The organism is Arthrobacter sp. FW306-05-C, assembly GCF_021801725.1.
In the GTDB taxonomy this organism is placed as follows: Bacteria; Actinomycetota; Actinomycetes; order Actinomycetales; family Micrococcaceae; genus Arthrobacter.
Genome location: NZ_CP084556.1, coordinates 3,227,776 through 3,243,988 on the forward strand (window position 1 = coordinate 3,227,776; position 16,213 = coordinate 3,243,988).

14 protein-coding genes are annotated in these 16,213 nt (G+C 67.9%); 7 read left to right on the top strand and 7 right to left on the bottom strand.

Features of this window, described 5'->3' with window-relative positions; all coding sequences use genetic code 11:
• Positions 1-32 precede the first annotated feature (32 nt).
• Complete coding sequence (gene rarD, locus LFT44_RS14980; RefSeq protein ID WP_236799199.1) at positions 33-1,061, top strand: EamA family transporter RarD; 1,029 nt, start codon at positions 33-35, stop codon at positions 1,059-1,061.
• A gap of 78 nt (positions 1,062-1,139) precedes the next feature.
• Here rarD and gabT read toward each other — a convergent pair whose 3' ends face one another.
• Together gabT and LFT44_RS14990 are read right to left on the bottom strand one after the other, a co-directional pair.
• Positions 1,140-2,510: a 4-aminobutyrate--2-oxoglutarate transaminase gene (gene gabT, locus LFT44_RS14985; RefSeq protein ID WP_236799200.1), complete on the bottom strand. Its 1,371-nt coding sequence runs from the start codon at positions 2,508-2,510 to the stop codon at positions 1,140-1,142.
• A 30-nt stretch (positions 2,511-2,540) separates the two neighbouring features.
• Complete coding sequence (locus tag LFT44_RS14990; RefSeq protein ID WP_236799201.1) at positions 2,541-3,971, bottom strand: aminobutyraldehyde dehydrogenase; 1,431 nt, start codon at positions 3,969-3,971, stop codon at positions 2,541-2,543.
• A gap of 168 nt (positions 3,972-4,139) precedes the next feature.
• Here LFT44_RS14990 and LFT44_RS14995 point away from each other — a divergent pair, with 168 nt between their 5' ends.
• Positions 4,140-5,576 (top strand): PucR family transcriptional regulator, encoded by a 1,437-nt coding sequence (locus tag LFT44_RS14995; protein ID WP_236799202.1) that lies wholly within the window; start codon positions 4,140-4,142, stop codon positions 5,574-5,576.
• 18 nt (positions 5,577-5,594) lie between these two features.
• Here the strand turns inward: LFT44_RS14995 and LFT44_RS15000 are convergent, their stop codons facing one another.
• Positions 5,595-7,190 carry a CYTH and CHAD domain-containing protein gene (locus LFT44_RS15000; protein WP_236799203.1) on the bottom strand — a complete coding sequence of 532 codons (1,596 nt, stop codon included), beginning with the start codon at positions 7,188-7,190 and terminating at the stop codon, positions 5,595-5,597.
• A gap of 136 nt (positions 7,191-7,326) precedes the next feature.
• Between LFT44_RS15000 and LFT44_RS15005 the strand changes: the two genes are divergently transcribed.
• Positions 7,327-8,652 carry an MFS transporter gene (locus LFT44_RS15005; protein ID WP_236799204.1) on the top strand — a complete coding sequence of 442 codons (1,326 nt, stop codon included), beginning with the start codon at positions 7,327-7,329 and terminating at the stop codon, positions 8,650-8,652.
• A 4-nt stretch (positions 8,653-8,656) separates the two neighbouring features.
• Positions 8,657-9,337 (top strand): FadR/GntR family transcriptional regulator, encoded by a 681-nt coding sequence (locus LFT44_RS15010; RefSeq protein ID WP_236799205.1) that lies wholly within the window; start codon positions 8,657-8,659, stop codon positions 9,335-9,337.
• A 196-nt stretch (positions 9,338-9,533) separates the two neighbouring features.
• Here the strand turns inward: LFT44_RS15010 and LFT44_RS15015 are convergent, their stop codons facing one another.
• Positions 9,534-10,073, bottom strand: coding sequence for a hypothetical protein (locus LFT44_RS15015; RefSeq protein ID WP_236799206.1), 540 nt, complete (start codon positions 10,071-10,073; stop codon positions 9,534-9,536).
• Positions 10,074-10,233: 160 nt separating this feature from the next.
• Between LFT44_RS15015 and LFT44_RS15020 the strand changes: the two genes are divergently transcribed.
• Genes LFT44_RS15020 through LFT44_RS15030 form a run of 3 tightly spaced genes read left to right on the top strand, consistent with a single transcriptional unit; the run spans position 10,234 to position 12,622 of the window.
• Positions 10,234-10,524: a hypothetical protein gene (locus LFT44_RS15020; RefSeq protein ID WP_236799207.1), complete on the top strand. Its 291-nt coding sequence runs from the start codon at positions 10,234-10,236 to the stop codon at positions 10,522-10,524.
• Positions 10,525-10,527: 3 nt separating this feature from the next.
• Positions 10,528-11,355 carry a DUF1206 domain-containing protein gene (locus LFT44_RS15025; protein WP_236799208.1) on the top strand — a complete coding sequence of 276 codons (828 nt, stop codon included), beginning with the start codon at positions 10,528-10,530 and terminating at the stop codon, positions 11,353-11,355.
• Between the two features lie 28 nt (positions 11,356-11,383).
• A complete protein-coding gene (locus LFT44_RS15030) occupies positions 11,384-12,622 on the top strand; it encodes an SRPBCC family protein (protein WP_236799209.1) in 1,239 nt (412 codons plus the stop codon).
• A gap of 100 nt (positions 12,623-12,722) precedes the next feature.
• Here the strand turns inward: LFT44_RS15030 and LFT44_RS15035 are convergent, their stop codons facing one another.
• From LFT44_RS15035 to LFT44_RS15045, 3 genes are all read right to left on the bottom strand, one after another.
• Positions 12,723-14,189: an FAD-dependent oxidoreductase gene (locus tag LFT44_RS15035; protein WP_236799210.1), complete on the bottom strand. Its 1,467-nt coding sequence runs from the start codon at positions 14,187-14,189 to the stop codon at positions 12,723-12,725.
• Between the two features lie 99 nt (positions 14,190-14,288).
• On the bottom strand, positions 14,289-15,551 hold the full coding sequence (gene cobA, locus LFT44_RS15040; protein WP_236799211.1) for a uroporphyrinogen-III C-methyltransferase: 1,263 nt from the start codon (positions 15,549-15,551) through the stop codon (positions 14,289-14,291).
• 87 nt (positions 15,552-15,638) lie between these two features.
• Positions 15,639-16,085, bottom strand: coding sequence for an SRPBCC family protein (locus LFT44_RS15045; protein ID WP_236799212.1), 447 nt, complete (start codon positions 16,083-16,085; stop codon positions 15,639-15,641).
• Between the last annotated feature and the right edge of the window lie 128 nt (positions 16,086-16,213).

The window sequence follows — 16,213 nt, forward strand, 5'->3', positions numbered from 1 at the left end:
GCCCGCCGGATGCTGTTATTGAGAGCGTGCCCATGCCAGAAGGAACCTCGCCAGTCACGCCCGTCGCCGCCCCGGAAGCCGCCGCTCCGCCCGCCGCAAAATCCCCAGCAGGTGCCCCGGCACCTGCAGGCCCCGTGCCCGTTGGCAAGGACACGACGGCGGGGATGCTGTTCGGCATCGGCGCGTACGTTTTGTGGGGGCTGCTCCCCCTGTACTTCTTCATCCTTATGCCGGCGGGGGCCGTCGAAATCGTCGCCAACCGCGTGGTCTGGTCGCTGCTGTTCTGCGCGCTCCTGATCACGGTCACCAGGACGTGGCGGGTGCTTGCCGCGGCCCTGAAGGACCGGGTGGTCTTTGGCTCCCTGGCGCTGGCGGCGTTCCTGATCGCCATCAACTGGCTGACCTATACGTACGGGGTGACTACGGGGCAGGCCGTGGAAACATCCCTGGGGTACTTCATCAACCCGCTCGTCTCGGTGCTGCTGGGCGTGCTGGTCCTGAAGGAAAAGCTGCGGCCGCTCCAGTGGACCGCGGTGGCCGTCGGCTTCGTGGCCGTGGGCGTCCTGACCTACTCCTACGGAAAGCTGCCGTGGATCGCCCTCACGCTGGCGTTCAGCTTTGGCCTGTACGGCTTCGTGAAGAACCGGGTGGGCTCGAAAGTGGACGCCATCACCAGCCTCAGCGTGGAGACCATGGTGCTCGCCCCTCTCGCTGCCGTGGCCATGGTGGTCCTTGCTGCCAGCGGAAGCTCGACGCTGACCACCCAAGGCGCGGGGCACTTCTGGCTGCTGCTGGCGTCCGGCGTGATCACTGCCGTTCCGCTGCTGTTCTTCGGCGCCTCCGCGCGCCGGCTGCCCATGACCACCATCGGGCTGCTCCAGTACTTCGCCCCCGTCCTGCAGTTCCTGGTGGCCTTGCTCGTGTTCCGTGAAACTATGACCGTTGAGCGCTGGATCGGGTTCGGGGTGGTGTGGCTGGCCCTGGTGCTGCTGACCCTGGACATGCTCCGGGCGGCGCGCCGCAACTCGCTGGCCCGCAGGGCGCTTCGACAGGCCGCCTGATCCTGAATTAACCAAAGAGAAGGTGGGCCCGCGACTGCGGGCCCACCTTCCTTGCGTTGCCGGAGGGAGTCGTTCCGGCTATGCGTTGGCCTTGATGGCGGCGGCGAGGACTTCCAGGCCGTCTGCCAGCAGGTCATCGGTGATGACGAGCGGCGGCAGCAGGCGGATGACGTTGCCGTAGGTGCCGCACGTGAGGATGATGACGCCTTCCTTGAGGCAGGCGGCTGCAACAGCCTTGGTCAGTTCCGGGTTCGGCTCCTTGGAGCCGGCCTGGACCAGTTCGACGGCGAGCATGGCGCCGCGGCCACGGATGTCACCGATCACGTCGGTTCCGGCACCGGCCAGTTCAGCCTGCAGGTCGCGAAGCCGGCTGAGGGCCAGTTCCTCGATGTGGCGGGCACGGCCGTTCAGGTTGTATTCCTCCATGGAGCCGATGGCGGCCAGCGCAGCGGCGCACGCCACCGGGTTGCCGCCGTAGGTGCCGCCCAGGCCGCCCGGGTGGACGGCATCCAGCAGGTCGGCGCGGCCGGTGATGGCGGACAAGGGCATGCCGCCGGCGATTCCCTTGGCCATGGTCAGGATGTCCGGGACAACGCCCTCGTGGTTGACGGCGAACCATTCGCCGGTGCGGCAGAAGCCGGACTGGACTTCGTCGGCGATGAAGACGATGCCCTTCTCCTTGGCCCAGGCGGCCAGCGCCGGGAGGAAGCCTTCGGCCGGGACGATGAAGCCGCCCTCGCCCTGGATGGGTTCGATGATGATGGCGGCAACCTGGTCGCCGCCGATCTGCTTCTCGATCATGGTGATGGCGCGCTTGGCGGCCTCGGCACCGGTGATGGCTGGGTTTTCCTCGCGGTACGGGTAGCTCATCGGCATCCGGTAGACCTCGGGGGCGAACGGGCCGAAGTTGGTCTTGTACGGCATGGCCTTGGCGGTCAGCGCCATGGTCAGGTTGGTGCGGCCGTGGTAGGCATGGTCAAAGGCGACGACGGCGTCCCGGCCGGTTGCCAGGCGGGCCACCTTAACGGCGTTTTCCACGGCCTCGGCGCCGGAGTTGAACAGGACGGTGCGCTTCTCGTGGTCGCCCGGCGTGAGGCGGTTCAGCTGCTCGGCGACGGCCACGTAGCCTTCGTACGGGGTGACCATGAAGCAGGTGTGGGTGAAGTGCTCCACGGCTTCCTTGACCGCGCCGACCACGGCGGGGTCGGAGGCGCCCACGCTGGTCACGGCGATGCCTGAGCCGAGGTCGATGAACGAGTTGCCGTCGACGTCCTGGATGATGCCGCCGTCGGCGTCGGCCACGTAGACCGGAACGCTGGAAGCGACGCCGGCGGCAACCACGGACTTGCGCCGTTCGGTCAGTGCCACGGACTTGGGGCCGGGAAAGTCGGCCTGGACGCGGCGCTTCTGCTCCAGGCGGTAAGTGATGTCTGCTGCGGTGGTGGTCATGGGGTTACTTTCAGTGCTGGTGGTGGGAAATCAGGCGTCGAGGGCGGACATGACGTGCTTGATGCGCGTGTAGTCCTCCACGCCGTACATGGAGAGGTCCTTGCCGTAGCCGGACTGCTTGAAGCCGCCGTGCGGCATTTCGGCGGTGAGCAGGATGTGGGTGTTGATCCAGACGGCGCCGAAGTCCAGGTCGCGGCTGAGCCTCATGGCGGTGCCGTGGTTGGTGGTCCAGACGCTGGAGGCCAGGGCGTAGTCGACGTCGTTGGCCATGGCCACGGCTTCTTCCTCAGTGCTGAACTTCTGGACGGTGATAACGGGGCCGAATGTTTCCTTCTGCACCACCTCGTCGGTCTGCTTGGCGCCGGTGATGATGGTGGGCTCGAAGAAGAAGCCCTTCTCCCCCGCACGGTGCCCCCCGGTCTCGATCCTGCAGTTGGCGGGCAGGTTCTCCACCACGGAGGTGACGGCGTTGAAGTGGTTGACGTTGTTCAGCGGCCCGAAGTAGTTGTCTTCGTCGTTTTGCGAGCCGGTGTGCAGGGTCCTGGTGTGTTCCACCATGGCTGCCACAACGTCGTCGTGCACGGATTCCTCCACCAGCACGCGGGTAATGGCGGTGCAGTCCTGTCCGGCATTGAAAAAGGCGAACTCGGCGATGGCCGCTGCGCTCTTCTTGATGTCGGCGTCCTTGAAGACAATGGCCGGCGCCTTGCCGCCCAGCTCCAGGTGGGCGCGCTTGAGGCCCTTCGCGGCGCCGGACGCGACAGCGATGCCGGCCCGGACCGAGCCGGTGATGGACACCAGGCCGGGGACCTTGTGTTCCACCATCATGGCCCCGGTTTCGCCGGTGCCGAGCACCACGTTCAGCACGCCGGCGGGCAGGATCTCCCCGGCGAGCCGGGCCAGCACCAGGGTGGATTCGGGGGTGGTGTCGGAAGGCTTGAGGACCACCGTGTTACCGGCCGCGAGCGCGGGACCGATCTTCCAGATGGCCATCAGGAACGGGTAGTTCCACGGGGCGACCTGGGCCACCACGCCGATGGGTTCGCGCCGGACGTAGGAGGTGTGGCCCTCGAAGTACTCGCCGGCGGACTTGCCCTCCAGGATGCGGGCGGCCCCGGCGAAGAAGCGCAGCTGGTCGGCGCCGGCAGCCACTTCCTCGGAGGCAATGAGCGAGCGGACCTGGCCGGTGTTGCGGTGTTGGGCCTCGACCAGTTCGTCGCTGTTGGCCTCGATGGCGTCCGCGAGCTTGAGCAGCATCAGCTGGCGCTGGCCCGGGGTGACGTGCTTCCAGGTCCTGAAGGCGTCCTTGGCGGCCGCCATGGCGGCGTCCACATCCGACTGCACCGACACGGGAGCCTGCGCCACCACTTCGCCGTTGGCGGGGTTGACCACGTCCAGCAGGGTGGTGCCGGCGGGGGTAACGAACTTCCCGTTAATGAAGTTCTGCAAGGTTTGAACCACGGTGTGCAACCTCTTTCGTAAGGGCCATCCGCGGCCGGGCGGAGACCAGGACGGATGGATGGAACTGCATTGAGCCTATGCCAGCGCCCAAGCCGGGTGAATAGCCACCTGCACACCCTTGCCAAAGGTGTTTAGTGCGGTTGCCCAGCTCACGTTTATCCTTGCTTCATGGCCATTTCCCTTGCTGCCCTGGTGGGCGTGACCTCCTTGAAGCTGTCCAAGGCGGGCGTGGCGGAGACTACCTGGAACCAGGACATCAACTGGGTGGCGGTGACCGAACTGGAGGATCCGCAGCGGTTCCTCAACGGCGGGGAACTGGTCCTCACCACGGGCCTGCGGCTTCGCTCGGCGCCCGAGCAGCGCCGCTTTGTCCGCCAGGTGCAGCGCGCCGGAGCGGTGGGCATCGGCTTCGGCGTAGGGCTGTCGCACGAGGCTGTGCCGCCGGCCCTCCTGGCGGAGGCCAACCGGTGGGGGTTGCCCGTGGTCGAGGTGCCATACGAGACGCCCTTCATCGCCATCACCAAGCTGGTGGCCGATGCCCAGTCCGCCGACCACTACGCCAAGCTGGAACGGCTGATCGCCGGGCACCAGGTTCTGGCCCGCGCGCTGCTGACCGGCGGCGGGCTCGCGGAGCTGCTGAAGAACCTGGGCGGCATGCTGCGCACCGACATCGCGCTCACCCAGTTCACGGCCCAGCTCTACAACAGCAGCAGCACCCACCCGTCGGCGGACACCTGGTCCAGCTACCCCGTGCCCACCGGCCGGCGCGACGCCTGCACCCTGTGGGTGCGACAGCCCTTCGATGACACCGGCATCATCGGCTACGCGCAGAACCTGATCAGCGTGGAGCTGAACAACATGGTCAAGCAGCGGCAGGCACAGCGCGCCCTGTGCGGCCAGGTGCTCGAGGACGTAATCCACGGGGCGCTGGAGACCAGCGAGGCGCAGCGCAGGCTGGCAGGCGTGGGCGTGAACAGCACCCGCAAGAACGTGGTGCTGCTGGCCGTTTCGGCCGCCCACGGCAAGGCACTGGGGAGCACCTCGGTGCCGCAGGAGCTGGAGAAGGCTGTTGCCGCCGTCGTGGGCAAGGACCTCGTGCTGGTAATCAATGACGACGGCGGGACGGCACCTGCGCTGGCCCGGAAACTCAGCGACCACCTCGCCGAGGCCGGAATCCACGCCACGATCGGCATCGGAGGGGCGTACACCAAGCCAAACGGACTCCGCTGGAGCTACTTCGAGGCGCGCGACGCCGCCAGTCACGGCCTGCCGGTCAACGAGCCCGAGCGGCTGAGCCTGACGTCCCTGCTGCTGGCCAGCGAGGACGTGCCACTGGCGGACATGGCACACGAGTCATTGAACCCCTTGCGTGCCTTCGATGCGGCGCACGGCTCGGAGCTGGTGGCCACGTTGGAGAGCTACCTGAACAACAACGGGTCCGTAGCCGCAGTCGCGGAAGACCTCACGCTGCACCGCAACACCGTCCGGTACCGGCTGGCCCAGATCACCGAGCTCACCGGCTACGACCCCGCCATCACCGCGGACCGGGTGCAGTTGTGGCTCGCCCTGGCCGTGGCCCGGTTGTCGGCGCGGCAGGGCAAGTAGACGCCGCCGCTTAGAGCCTCAGATGACGCCGTGGCCCAGCAGGTCGCGCGACTTCTTCCACGCCTTCCGGGACCCGGCCTTTGCCGCCCCCATCCGTTCTTCCTGCTGGTTGAGCAGCTCGGCGTAGATGCCCGCCGTTGCCGGATCGCTGTACTCCGCGGCGATGGCGGCGAGCAGGTCGCGGGCCACCACGGCGTCCTGGAATTGGCCCAGGATCTTCTGCTGCCGGTGCGCGGCCTTGGCCACCTTGCCTGCGCGCTTTCCGTGCACCAGGGCCGCCGATTCGGCCACGTGGCGCAGCCGCTTTGCGTCCTTGCGGACGCGGTGGAGGGCAAGCTCTTCCTCCCTGCCGCGCCGGGCCCGCTTGACCGCCTTGTGTGAACGGCGCAGGCGTTTGGCGGCTTTGTCCACCGCCTTCGTGGCGGCACGGCGTCCGGGAGTCACGGCTTCGGCGCGCACGGGCGGGTTGTCCCGGAAATCCTCCAGCTTGTCCAGGAGGCGGAAGTAGCGGGTCGATCCCAAGGCTTCCCGCAGGAGCCGGTAGGCGGCGTCGTAATCACTGCCGGTGCGCTGTTCCACGGTTGCGGCGGCGATGCCCTCCCCCGGCGGCAGGCCGCCCAGTTGTTCGCGGAGCTGTTTCCCCAGCACCTCGGCGTCGCGTGGCTGGCCCAGCAGCTGGCCCAGCCATTTCAGCTCGCTCCGCAGCTTGCGCACCGGCGATGCCCGGTAGAGCCGGCTGTAGGCAGCCAGGACGGAGCGGATGCGGCGCGTCGCCGAACGCATGGCGTGCACGGCGTCCGGTTCCTCGTTCCGGACGTCGGCGTCGCTTGCGAGGATCTGGTCGATCTGCGCAGCTACATAGACGGTGACGACGGCGGCGGCCGGGGCGCGCTTTCCAGCCAAGAGGGCGGGGGCACTTCCAGGGCCGGCAGCACCGGCGGCAGGAACCTCACCGGCGGCAGCGGCCCGCTTTCCTGCCTTGGTGTCACTTCCCAGGGCGCGGGCGAGCTTTGAAGCGTGGCCGGCCGGCTGGGCGCCGGCGGCGGTGAGCAGGTCCTCCACGGGGCCGAAGAGGTCAGGATCCCCATGGACCAGTTCCAGCTCCCATTCGCGCCATTCCTGCCGTGTAGCCTCGTCGGGATGTCCGTCCTCCAGTCGCACGGCGGTGACCTGGTCGTCGGCGAGGTCGGCGAGGTGCACGCCGTCCGGCCCGTAGAGGGGGTACGTGGTGCGTCGGGTTTCCAGGCGGACCACGGGCGCCGGGACAGTCCCCCGGAGGTAGGCGTGAAGGTGCGTGAGGAGGCTGTCCGGGACGACGTCGGGCCGGCCGAGCGGCGCGTGCAGTTCCGTCCGGTGCTGGGGGCCTTCCCCGGCGGCAGCCTGCGGCGGCAGCTTCAGGTGCCACCCCGCGTCTTTGCCCCCGGTACGGCGGCGGAGCGTGATGCGGCGGCCAGCCAGGCCATGTTTGGGAGTGTCGAAGTACACCGCTTCCAGCAGGTCCGTGTGCGGCTTACCCGTGCGGGCCACCCCGGGAGCCTGCTCCAGTGCCGGCACCTCGGTGGCGGTGTCGACGTCGTACTTCTTCTCGATCTCAAGTCCCCGGGAAGCCTCCACAGCCGTCCTTCCGCGCCGCCTGGTCCATGCCAGGCCCTCCGACAGTCCGTTGGCAGTCTATTGCAGGCTTCCGCTCCGGCGAGAGGTTGGCCACAAAAGCGAAAACATCAAACGTCTAACCTTTACCGTTGAGGGTATGCCCGCCACTCCCCCTGCCTCCGCGCCCGCGGACGCCCCCGCAGTCACTCAGGCGACTCCCGCCGCCACGCCCGCCAAGACAGCCGGGACGGCACCTTCGAGGCCGCGCTCCGCCGTCGTGTTCGGGGTCATTGCGCTGGTACTGATCGGGCTGAACCTGCGCGCCGGCATCACGGGGGCGTCCGCTCTGCTGCACGACCTCCAGGCGGTGCTGGGCTACGGGGCGCTGGTGGCGGCGATCATCCCCTCCATCCCCACCCTGTGTTTCGCTGTGGCCGGCGCTGCCACCTCGTGGCTCAGCGGCAAGCTCGGCGTGGAGAAGGCCATCCTGCTGTCCCTGGCCCTGCTGGCGGGCGGGCTGCTGCTGCGCGGCATCCCCGCCACCGGCATGCTGGTGGCCGGCAGTGTGGTGGGCATGTCCGGGCTGGCCATCTGCAATGTGGCCATGCCGTCCTTCATCCGCGAGCACTTCTCCTCCCGGACCTCCCTCATGACTGCCGTCTACACGGTGACCATGACCACCGGCGGTACCCTGACCTCCGTCCTGGTGGTTCCGCTGGCACAGGCCCTGGGATCCCCGTCCGCCGCCGTCGGTGCCGTGGGCATCGCCGCTGTGGCAGCCTTCCTGGGGTTCGTGCCCGTGGCCATGCATGCCCACCGCCACGCCGTCCGGACCACCGCCCGGCACGTCTCGCCGTGGCCCCTCCTGCGGACACGCAAGGGCCAGCTCCTCACCGCCATCTTCACCCTGCAGGCCCTGCTGGCGTATGCCCTGCTGAGCTGGTTCCCCTACATGCTCACCACCATGGGCCTTGGCGCGTCGGAGAGCGGACTGATGTTCGGGCTGATGCAGCTGGTCTCCGTCCCGGCCGGGATGGTCCTGATTGCCATTGGCTCCCGGCCGGGCATGCTGCGCCCCGCGTTCTATCTGGTCAGCATCACCATGATGGTGGGGATCGCGGCGCTCCTGGTCCTCCCCGTGGGTCTGGCAGCCGTCCCCGCCGTCCTGCTGGGTTTTGGCCTGGGCATCTTCCCGCTGGTGATGGTGATGATCAGCCGCAGCGGAACCAGCACCGCCGAAACCACGGCCTTGTCCACCCTTGCCCAGTCCTCGGGTTACCTGCTGGCCACCGTGGGCCCGTTCGGCATGGGGCTGCTGCACAGCGCCACCGGTAGCTGGTCCCTGCCCCTCGTGCTGCTGCTGGGCCTGGCCCTGGTGCAGATCGTGGTGTCCCACCTGCTCACCGGGAAGGCGATGTCCGCAAAGCCAGCGGGCGCTCCCGGCACGGTTGCCCCGGATGGCGCCCGCGCGGAAGGAAAATAACGCCATGTCCTTGAGTCCTTCGGTCCGTCCGCCGCTCGCCGCTGAAGTCACGGCCAAGCTGCGGGAAATGGTGCACTCCGGCGAGTGGCCGCTAAACCAGCGGATCCCACCCGAACCCGAGCTCATGGCCAGGCTGGGTGTTTCCCGCGGCACCCTCCGCGAGGCGGTCAAGGCTCTGGCCCACGGCGGCATGTTGGAGGTGCGCCGCGGGGACGGCACCTACGTGCGTGCCACCAGCGAAATGTCCGGCGCGGCCCGCCGGATGTACCAGGACCACAGCGAACAGCACATCCTCGAGGTCAGGCTGGGCCTGGACACACAGGCTGCCCGACTGGCCGCGCGCAATGCCACGGACGACGACGTCACGGCCCTGCGTGCGCTCCTCGCCACCCGGGACCGGGCCTGGAGGAACGGGGACTTCGAGGCCTGGGCCGATGCCGACTGGCACTTCCATGAAGGCATCGCGCGGGCCTCCGGCAACCCCCTGCTGCACGAGCTCTACGCGAGCTTTGGCACCGTGTTCCATCAGGACCTGCTGACGCAGCAGCGCCGGCCGGGCTTCAACGGGCTTCCCCGGGACGGCCACGAGACCCTGCTCGATGCCATCGAACAGCGGGACGAGGATGCCGCCGTGGCCAGCGTGAACCGGAACCTGAACTCCTGCGCGGAGTGGCTGGCGGAGTAGTTGCTCCGGCTTCCCCGGTTATCCCCGGTTATCGACGCGCATGTTCCTTGGCGCGCGGGATAAATCCGGTGCGCTTTCGAATATGCGCAGCGAAAGTAAACCTGCGCGTCGCCGAGGACGGTGCGTCCCGGACACGCCAGCGGCCCGGCACCGTGGTGCCGGACCGCCGTCGTACGCTTTGTCTTGCTTATCAGCCTCAGTCGCCGCGCAGGCCCGCGAACACGTTCTTGGGCCGCTGCATCTCGCCGTGCTTGGCGCCCAGGATGATCACCAGTGCTGCGAAGCCCGGGATGGCCCACTGCAGGAGCTTGAGCTGCTGCTGGGCGGCCTTGAGTTCGTCCGACGCGGCGCCATGCGGCTCCGTTGCGCCTTCTGCACCTTCACCGGCCAGCTTGTCCACCTTCTTGCCCAGGATGCCCGAGTACAGGGTCACCGCAGCACCCACGACCGTAACGGCGGTCTTGATGACGGTGTCGCGGGCCACGCCCTCCTGCTTGGCGATGCGGCCTTTGTTCTCCCAGGCAATGGCAAGGTCCGCCACCAGGTGGGAGGCGAAGGCCGCGGTCTGGAACGGAGCCCACTTCATCCAACCAGCGCTGGAAAGCCGGGTCCGCTCCGAGGGGTCCTTGGCCTGGGCCGCTGCCCCGTTGAGCCCGATGGCGCCCATCAGGGATCCACCAAACCATGCTGCTGCCGTGAGGTCGTGAACCGAACGGGCAATGAGATTTCCTGCCATGATGTGCATTCCTATCGTCGTGAACTGGTTCCGGGGTGCCGCTGCGCGGCAGACTTCACTTGCCGTGTCCCATCGAGGTATGGTGCGCTCATGGTAAGCACACTTACTAATATTACGAAAGCCCGCCCCCGACTGGTGCGCACCGCGTAATATCGTCGCCATGGGAAACACAGGGACATTGTTCGGTTGGGCCTTCGGAAACCCCGCCCGCGAAAGTGACAGCGGCTACGTCGACGGACTGGAGCGCGAGGCGCTCCGCAATGCCAAGCAAACGGCAAAAGCCAAGGGCGTGGACGTTGTGGCGGGCTCTGAAGTGTTCACCGTCCTCAGCGCGGACGAATCCCTGGTGGAGCTGGACAACGCCCCCGGCCAGCTGGTGGTCCGCTGTACCGTGCACGTCGAGGGACCGGGCGCAGAAAAGCTGCGGGCCGAAGGGCCCATGAACGGCTGACAGATGTCCAACGGCGAATCCACGCTTAGGCAGGCAGCGGACGTTGTCGAAGAGGCCTCCAACCACAAGGTGCTGGATGTGCTGGCCCGCGCCGGGTTTGCCGTCATGGCCCTGCTCCACGTCATCCTCGGTGCCATCGCCATCGACATCGCTTTCGGGCATCCGGGAGAGGCCGAACCCACCGGCGCCATTGCCCAACTGGCAGACAACCCGGGGGGCCCGATCGTCATGTGGGGGTGCGTGGTGGCCTGCCTCGGCCTTGCCTTATGGCAGGCCAGTGAGGCGACCTTGCGGGCCAGGAGCCTCCCCCGCAAGGAACGGCTGGCCAAGCTGGTCTCCTCAGGGTTCCTGGCCATCGCCTACGGAAGCGTGGGCCTGACCTTCGCAGGCTTCGCGCTGGGCCAGCGCAGCGACTCGGGCGACAACACGCGCGACTTCAGCGCCAGCCTGATGGACAACCCTGTGGGGCCGTGGCTCCTGGTGGCCCTTGGCCTGACCATCCTGGGCGTCGGCATCTACTTCATCGTCAAGGGCTTGCGGCGCGGCTTCAAGGAAGAACTGTTCCATTTCGAGGGCACCCGGCGCGGCAGGCTTATCGACAGCCTGGGCGTCACGGGCCACGTGGCCAAAGGCATCGCGCTGGACCTCACCGGACTGCTGTTCGTCATTGCTGCAGCCAAGCACCGGCCCGAGGAATCAACCGGGCTGGACGGCAGCCTCAAGGCGCTGCAGGACCACCCCTTCGGGCCCGCCCTGCTGGTGGCGATCGGTGCCGGGTTCATCGCCTACGGGATTTTCGCCCTGGTCCGGGCCCGGTTCGGGCGCATGTAGTCCCGGGCTTTGTGGGTAGGAAGGAAGTATGACCCAACAGCTGCGCGTAGTTTCCGCCGTCACCGGAAGTGCCGGGCAGGCCTTTGCTGCCCTTTTCCGGCTCCTCAAACTCGCGCGGCCTGACCGGCCCATCCATCCGGAAGGCATCGGCCTGGCCGGGGAACTCACCAGGACGGGGAACCCGGCCGGGCCCAGCGGCATCAGCTGGCTGGACTCCCCCGGGACTGACCAGGTGGTGGCCCGCTTCTCGCGGTCCGTGGGCCTGCCGCAGACGCTGCCGGACATCCTGGGCCTGGCCCTCCGGGTTTCGCCCGCGGGTGTGTCCGCTGGCGGCGATGACGCTGCCGGCGGTCCGGCTGACGTGCTGTTTGCCTCCACCGGGTGGGGCCTGCCGGGCCGGTTCCTGCTGATGCCACGGCTGGACGTCGCCGGAGCCACCATGACCACGCTCATGCCGTACCGGGGCCAACACGGTCCCGTCCTACTGGGGCTGCGGACACGGAGCCTCCCCCCGGGTTCGCTGGCGTCCGGGGAGTGGGTGCTGGGGCTGCACTGGGCCACCCCGGGCGGACACTGGCGGGAGTGCGGTGAGTTGCGGCTGCATGCCGGAGCCGATCCTGCTGACATCCCGTTGCGGTTCGATCCCTTGGAGAACCAGCCGCCGGGGGCCGAGGCCTACGGGTGGACCCGGCGCCTGCGGAAGCCGTCCTACCGGGCCGCACGGCGGCCCCCACCTCCCGCCGTCGTCCATGCCAAACAACGGGCGCAGCCAAGGAACCCTGCCGCAACACTCCAGGAAAGCATTACCGGAACCGGAAGGAACACCATGTCCACCGTCTCGCTGCTGTTCAACGCATCCGCCGCCGACGTCTGGCGCGTCATCTCTGACGGCTGGCTCTACTCGGGCTGGGTGGTGGGCGCGTCGCGGATCAGGGACGTGGACGCCGAATGGCCGCAGCTCGGCGCCCAACTGCACCACTCGGTAGGGACCTGGCCACTGGTCATCGACGACAGCACCCGGGTCACGGCCATGCAGCCCGGCCGCTCACTGGAACTCGTTGCACGCGGCTGGCCCATGGGCGAGGCCAAGGTGGAGATCTCGCTGGAAGACCGCGGGAACCAGTGCCGGGTGACGATTGCAGAGGACGCCATCCGCGGGCCCGGCAAGCTGATGCCGAAATTCCTCCGGGACCCGTTGATTTCTGCCCGGAACCGCGAGACCCTCCGGCGGCTGGAGCTCATGGCGATCGGCGGGGCGGGGAAATAGGGCGCTCGAGATAGTCGACGCGAAATGGTGCAGCCCGGTTAATAGGCTTAAACGCAGGAGCCGCGGGACCATTGGTCCCGCGGCTCCTTGTTTTGAGGTCCTAGACCTGGGCGGCGACGCCGTCGCGGGAGATGTCAACCATGTCCCCGCGCGGGACCACCTTGATGCGCTCACGCTTGACCTCAACACCGTGCGAGCCGCCAGCCTCGGTGGCTGCAGCGCCGAGGGCGAGTTCGTGGGCATCGAGGGCCAGCCAGCCCTCCCAGCTGGTGAACTTCACGCCGCGGGCATCGAGGAGTTCGACGACGGCTTCCTCCTGGGGTGCCTGCGCCACCGGCAGGTTTTCGCGGTCTTCGAGCAGGTAGGTGACGGTCTCCAGGGCGTCGCCCTTGGTGTGGCCGATCAGGCCGACCGGTCCGCGCTTGATCCAGCCCGTGGCGTAGATACCCGGCACGTGCTGGCCGTCGGCGTCCAGGACGCGGCCGCCGTCGTTCGTGACCACGCCCTTCTTGTGGTCGAACTCAACGTCCGGCAGGGCCGAACCGAAGTAGCCGATGGCGCGGTAGACCGCCTGGACCGGGTAGTCCACGTACTCGCCGGTGCCGCGGGCGTTGCCCGTGCCGTCCAGCTCCGTGCGCTCGAACTTGATGCCTGCCACCTTGCCGGGAGTCTCGGCGTCGTCGTAGATCTCCACCGGGCTGTGCAGGAAGTGCAGGTGCAGGCGGCGGGACGCCTTGAGCTCGGAGAGGTCCTCGGGCTGCTCGGCGATCCAGTTGGTGAGGGTGCCCACCATGGTCTTGGTCTGGTTGTTGGTCTGGATCTGGCGGTCCGATTCCTCGTCGAACTCGAAGTCCTCCGGGTACAGGATGATGTCCACGTCCTTGGAGTGGGACAGCTCGCGCAGCTCCAGCGGGGTGAACTTGACCTGGGCCGGGCCGCGGCGGCCGAAGACGTGCACGTCGGTGACGGGGGACGCCTTCAGGCCGGCGTAGACGTTGTCCGGGATTTCGGTGACCAGCAGGTCGTCGGCGTGCTTGGACAGGACACGGGCCACGTCCAGGGCCACGTTGCCGTTGCCGATGACCGCGATCTCCTTGGCCTCCAGCGGCCACTCGCGGGGCACGTCCGGGTGCCCGTCGTACCAGGACACGAAGTCGGCGCCGCCGAAGGAGCCCTCCAGCTCGACGCCGGGGATGTTCAGGTCCGCGTCCTTGATGGCGCCGGTGGCGAAAATCACGGCGTCGTAGTGCTTGCGGAGATCCTCGATGGTGAGGTCCGTGCCGTAGTCCACGTTGCCGAAGAAGCGGATGTCGCCGCGGTCCAGCACCTTGTGCAGGGCATTCACGATGCCCTTGATGCGGGGGTGGTCCGGGGCCACGCCGTAGCGGATCAGGCCGTAGGGTGCCGGGTAGCGGTCAAAGAGGTCGATGCTGACGGTCAGCTCGCCGCTCTTGACGGCTTCGCTCTTGGTGAGGATATCGGCGGCGTAGACACCGGCCGGGCCGGAGCCCACGACGGCGACGCGCAGCGGACGCTCAGCAGATCCTACGGTGTTGCTGGATGACACGGCTGTGTTCCTTTTCTTCGTTCCGGCCCAACTGGCTCGCAGTTGTTGTCGTTTTGAGGGCTCATAACGACAACAACTGCGAGTCAGTTGGGCTTGGGGCTAGGTGGTGAGGGCGGTCTTGCGGGGGCTGTTCGGGGTGGTGGTGCTGTAGTCAGCGGTTTTGAAGTGCGACGGCGCGAAGGGGCTCACGCGCACCACGTCACCGATGACAATCACGGCAGGATTTGCGACGCCGGCCGCCTGGGCCTGGTCGGCGATGGAACCGAGCGTGCCGATGGTGACGCGCTGGTCCGGCAAATAGCCGTTTTCCACGATACCAACTGGCGTCTCCAGCGGCAGTCCGGCTTCGCCCAGCGCGGACGCCGATTCGCGCAGCTGGCCCACGCCCATCAGCAGGACGATGGTGTGGTCCGGGCGGGCCGGGATCTCGGAGAGTTCCTCGTGGCCTGTGACCACGCTGAAGCCTTTGGCCAGGCCGCGGTGCGTGACCGGAATTCCCGCCGCGGCGGGTACCGAGATGGCGGAGGTCACGCCGGAGACCACTTCAACCTCGACGCCGTGCTGCCGGCAGTATTCGGCTTCTTCGCCGCCGCGGCCCAGCACGTATGGGTCGCCGCCCTTGAGCCGGACCACGCGGTGGCCCTTCAAGGCTTCCTCCACCAGGATCCTGTTGATCTCCGCCTGCGGCACGGGGTGGTGGCCGGGAGTCTTCCCAACCTCGATGACGCGCACATCCGGGGCAAGCTCGTTCAGGAGCGCGCGGGGGCCCAGGCGGTCGGCAACCACGACGTCGGCCTGGCCCAACAACCGACGGCCCCGGACAGTGATGAGCCCGGTGTCGCCGGGGCCGCCGCCCACCAGGGCCACGCTTCCCTGGTGCGCCCGGCGGCGGCGCAGCGGCAGGTCACCGGTTTCGAGGGCGGTGGCAACAGCGTCCCGGACGGCCATGGCACGGCGCGGGTCTCCCCCGGCGTTGACGGCGATTTTGACGTCGTCCACCACGGCGACGGCGGGGGTCCAGGCGGCAGAAGCTTCATGGTTGGAGGCGTTGACGCACCAAACCCGCTGCGCCTCGGCGTCGGCCGATACTTGGGCGTCCACCTCCGGATCGCCGGTGGCCGTCTGGACGAACCAGACGCCGTCGACGTCCCGCGAAAGGTAGGGGCGCGCTTCCCAGGTGAGCAGGCCAGCGTCGGCCATCTCCTGCAGCGCGGGCGAGGCAACCGGGGCCACGACGGTGACCACGGCACCGGCGTCGAGCAGCCCCTTGGCGCGGCGGGCAGCAACGGGGCCCCCACCCACCACCAGCACCGGGCGGCCGAGCAGCCGCAGCGCGGTGGGGTAAATGTCCTGAATTGCCATGAATCAACGGTAGGGCGGCGTCATATTCGCCAACAAAGGACGAGCAACACCAGTTCACGTAAGGTAACGCTGCGTCACAAAGGATTTTTACCTGTGCTGCGCCAGGAACGTGCCCCTGCGGATAATGAGCCGCTCAAGGTAGCCACGCAGGATGAGCCGCTCGACGGCGCGGCCCAGGACACCCAGCGGGGCGGTGAACTGAACGCGGTCCGTCATGATGCTTCCGGCGGCTGTTGGTTGGAACTCATGCACATGCTTGAAAGCCTTGAAAGGGCCCTTCACCTGCTCATCCGTGAAGCTGCGTGGGAAATCGAAGTGGGTGACCCGGCTGGTCATGGTGAGCGGAATACCGAAGTGCTTCGCCCGCCAGGTCACCTCCTGGTCCTCCCCGATGAGCCCGCTGGTGACGCCGGCCACCGCCCGTTCCCCGGCGTCCTGTTGGGAGTCCAGATGCAGGTCGATGCTGCGTGCCCGGTCGAAGAGTTGTTCCACGGGCAGCGTGGACTCGGTGCGGCACACGAAGCTGACGGTCATGGCGTCAGTCTGCCATTCTTCCGGACCGCCCCGGGCCCCGTGGTGGGGCACTTTGGCGGGCTCCGGCGTCGCAACGGCCTGATGACCCGGCCTGTCCGTGCCAAAGTGCCTCGTCTTGGTTCCGGGCA

Coding starts and splice junctions, on each gene's coding strand:
- cobA (WP_236799211.1), bottom strand. CDS start 15,551: ATGGCAATTCAGGACATTTACCCCACCGCGCTGCGGCTGCTCGGCCGC.
- LFT44_RS15015 (WP_236799206.1), bottom strand. CDS start 10,073: ATGGCAGGAAATCTCATTGCCCGTTCGGTTCACGACCTCACGGCAGCA.
- LFT44_RS15030 (WP_236799209.1), top strand. CDS start 11,384: ATGACCCAACAGCTGCGCGTAGTTTCCGCCGTCACCGGAAGTGCCGGG.
- LFT44_RS15020 (WP_236799207.1), top strand. CDS start 10,234: ATGGGAAACACAGGGACATTGTTCGGTTGGGCCTTCGGAAACCCCGCC.
- gabT (WP_236799200.1), bottom strand. CDS start 2,510: ATGACCACCACCGCAGCAGACATCACTTACCGCCTGGAGCAGAAGCGC.
- LFT44_RS15005 (WP_236799204.1), top strand. CDS start 7,327: ATGCCCGCCACTCCCCCTGCCTCCGCGCCCGCGGACGCCCCCGCAGTC.
- LFT44_RS15025 (WP_236799208.1), top strand. CDS start 10,528: ATGTCCAACGGCGAATCCACGCTTAGGCAGGCAGCGGACGTTGTCGAA.
- LFT44_RS15045 (WP_236799212.1), bottom strand. CDS start 16,085: ATGACCGTCAGCTTCGTGTGCCGCACCGAGTCCACGCTGCCCGTGGAA.
- rarD (WP_236799199.1), top strand. CDS start 33: ATGCCAGAAGGAACCTCGCCAGTCACGCCCGTCGCCGCCCCGGAAGCC.
- LFT44_RS14995 (WP_236799202.1), top strand. CDS start 4,140: ATGGCCATTTCCCTTGCTGCCCTGGTGGGCGTGACCTCCTTGAAGCTG.
- LFT44_RS15010 (WP_236799205.1), top strand. CDS start 8,657: ATGTCCTTGAGTCCTTCGGTCCGTCCGCCGCTCGCCGCTGAAGTCACG.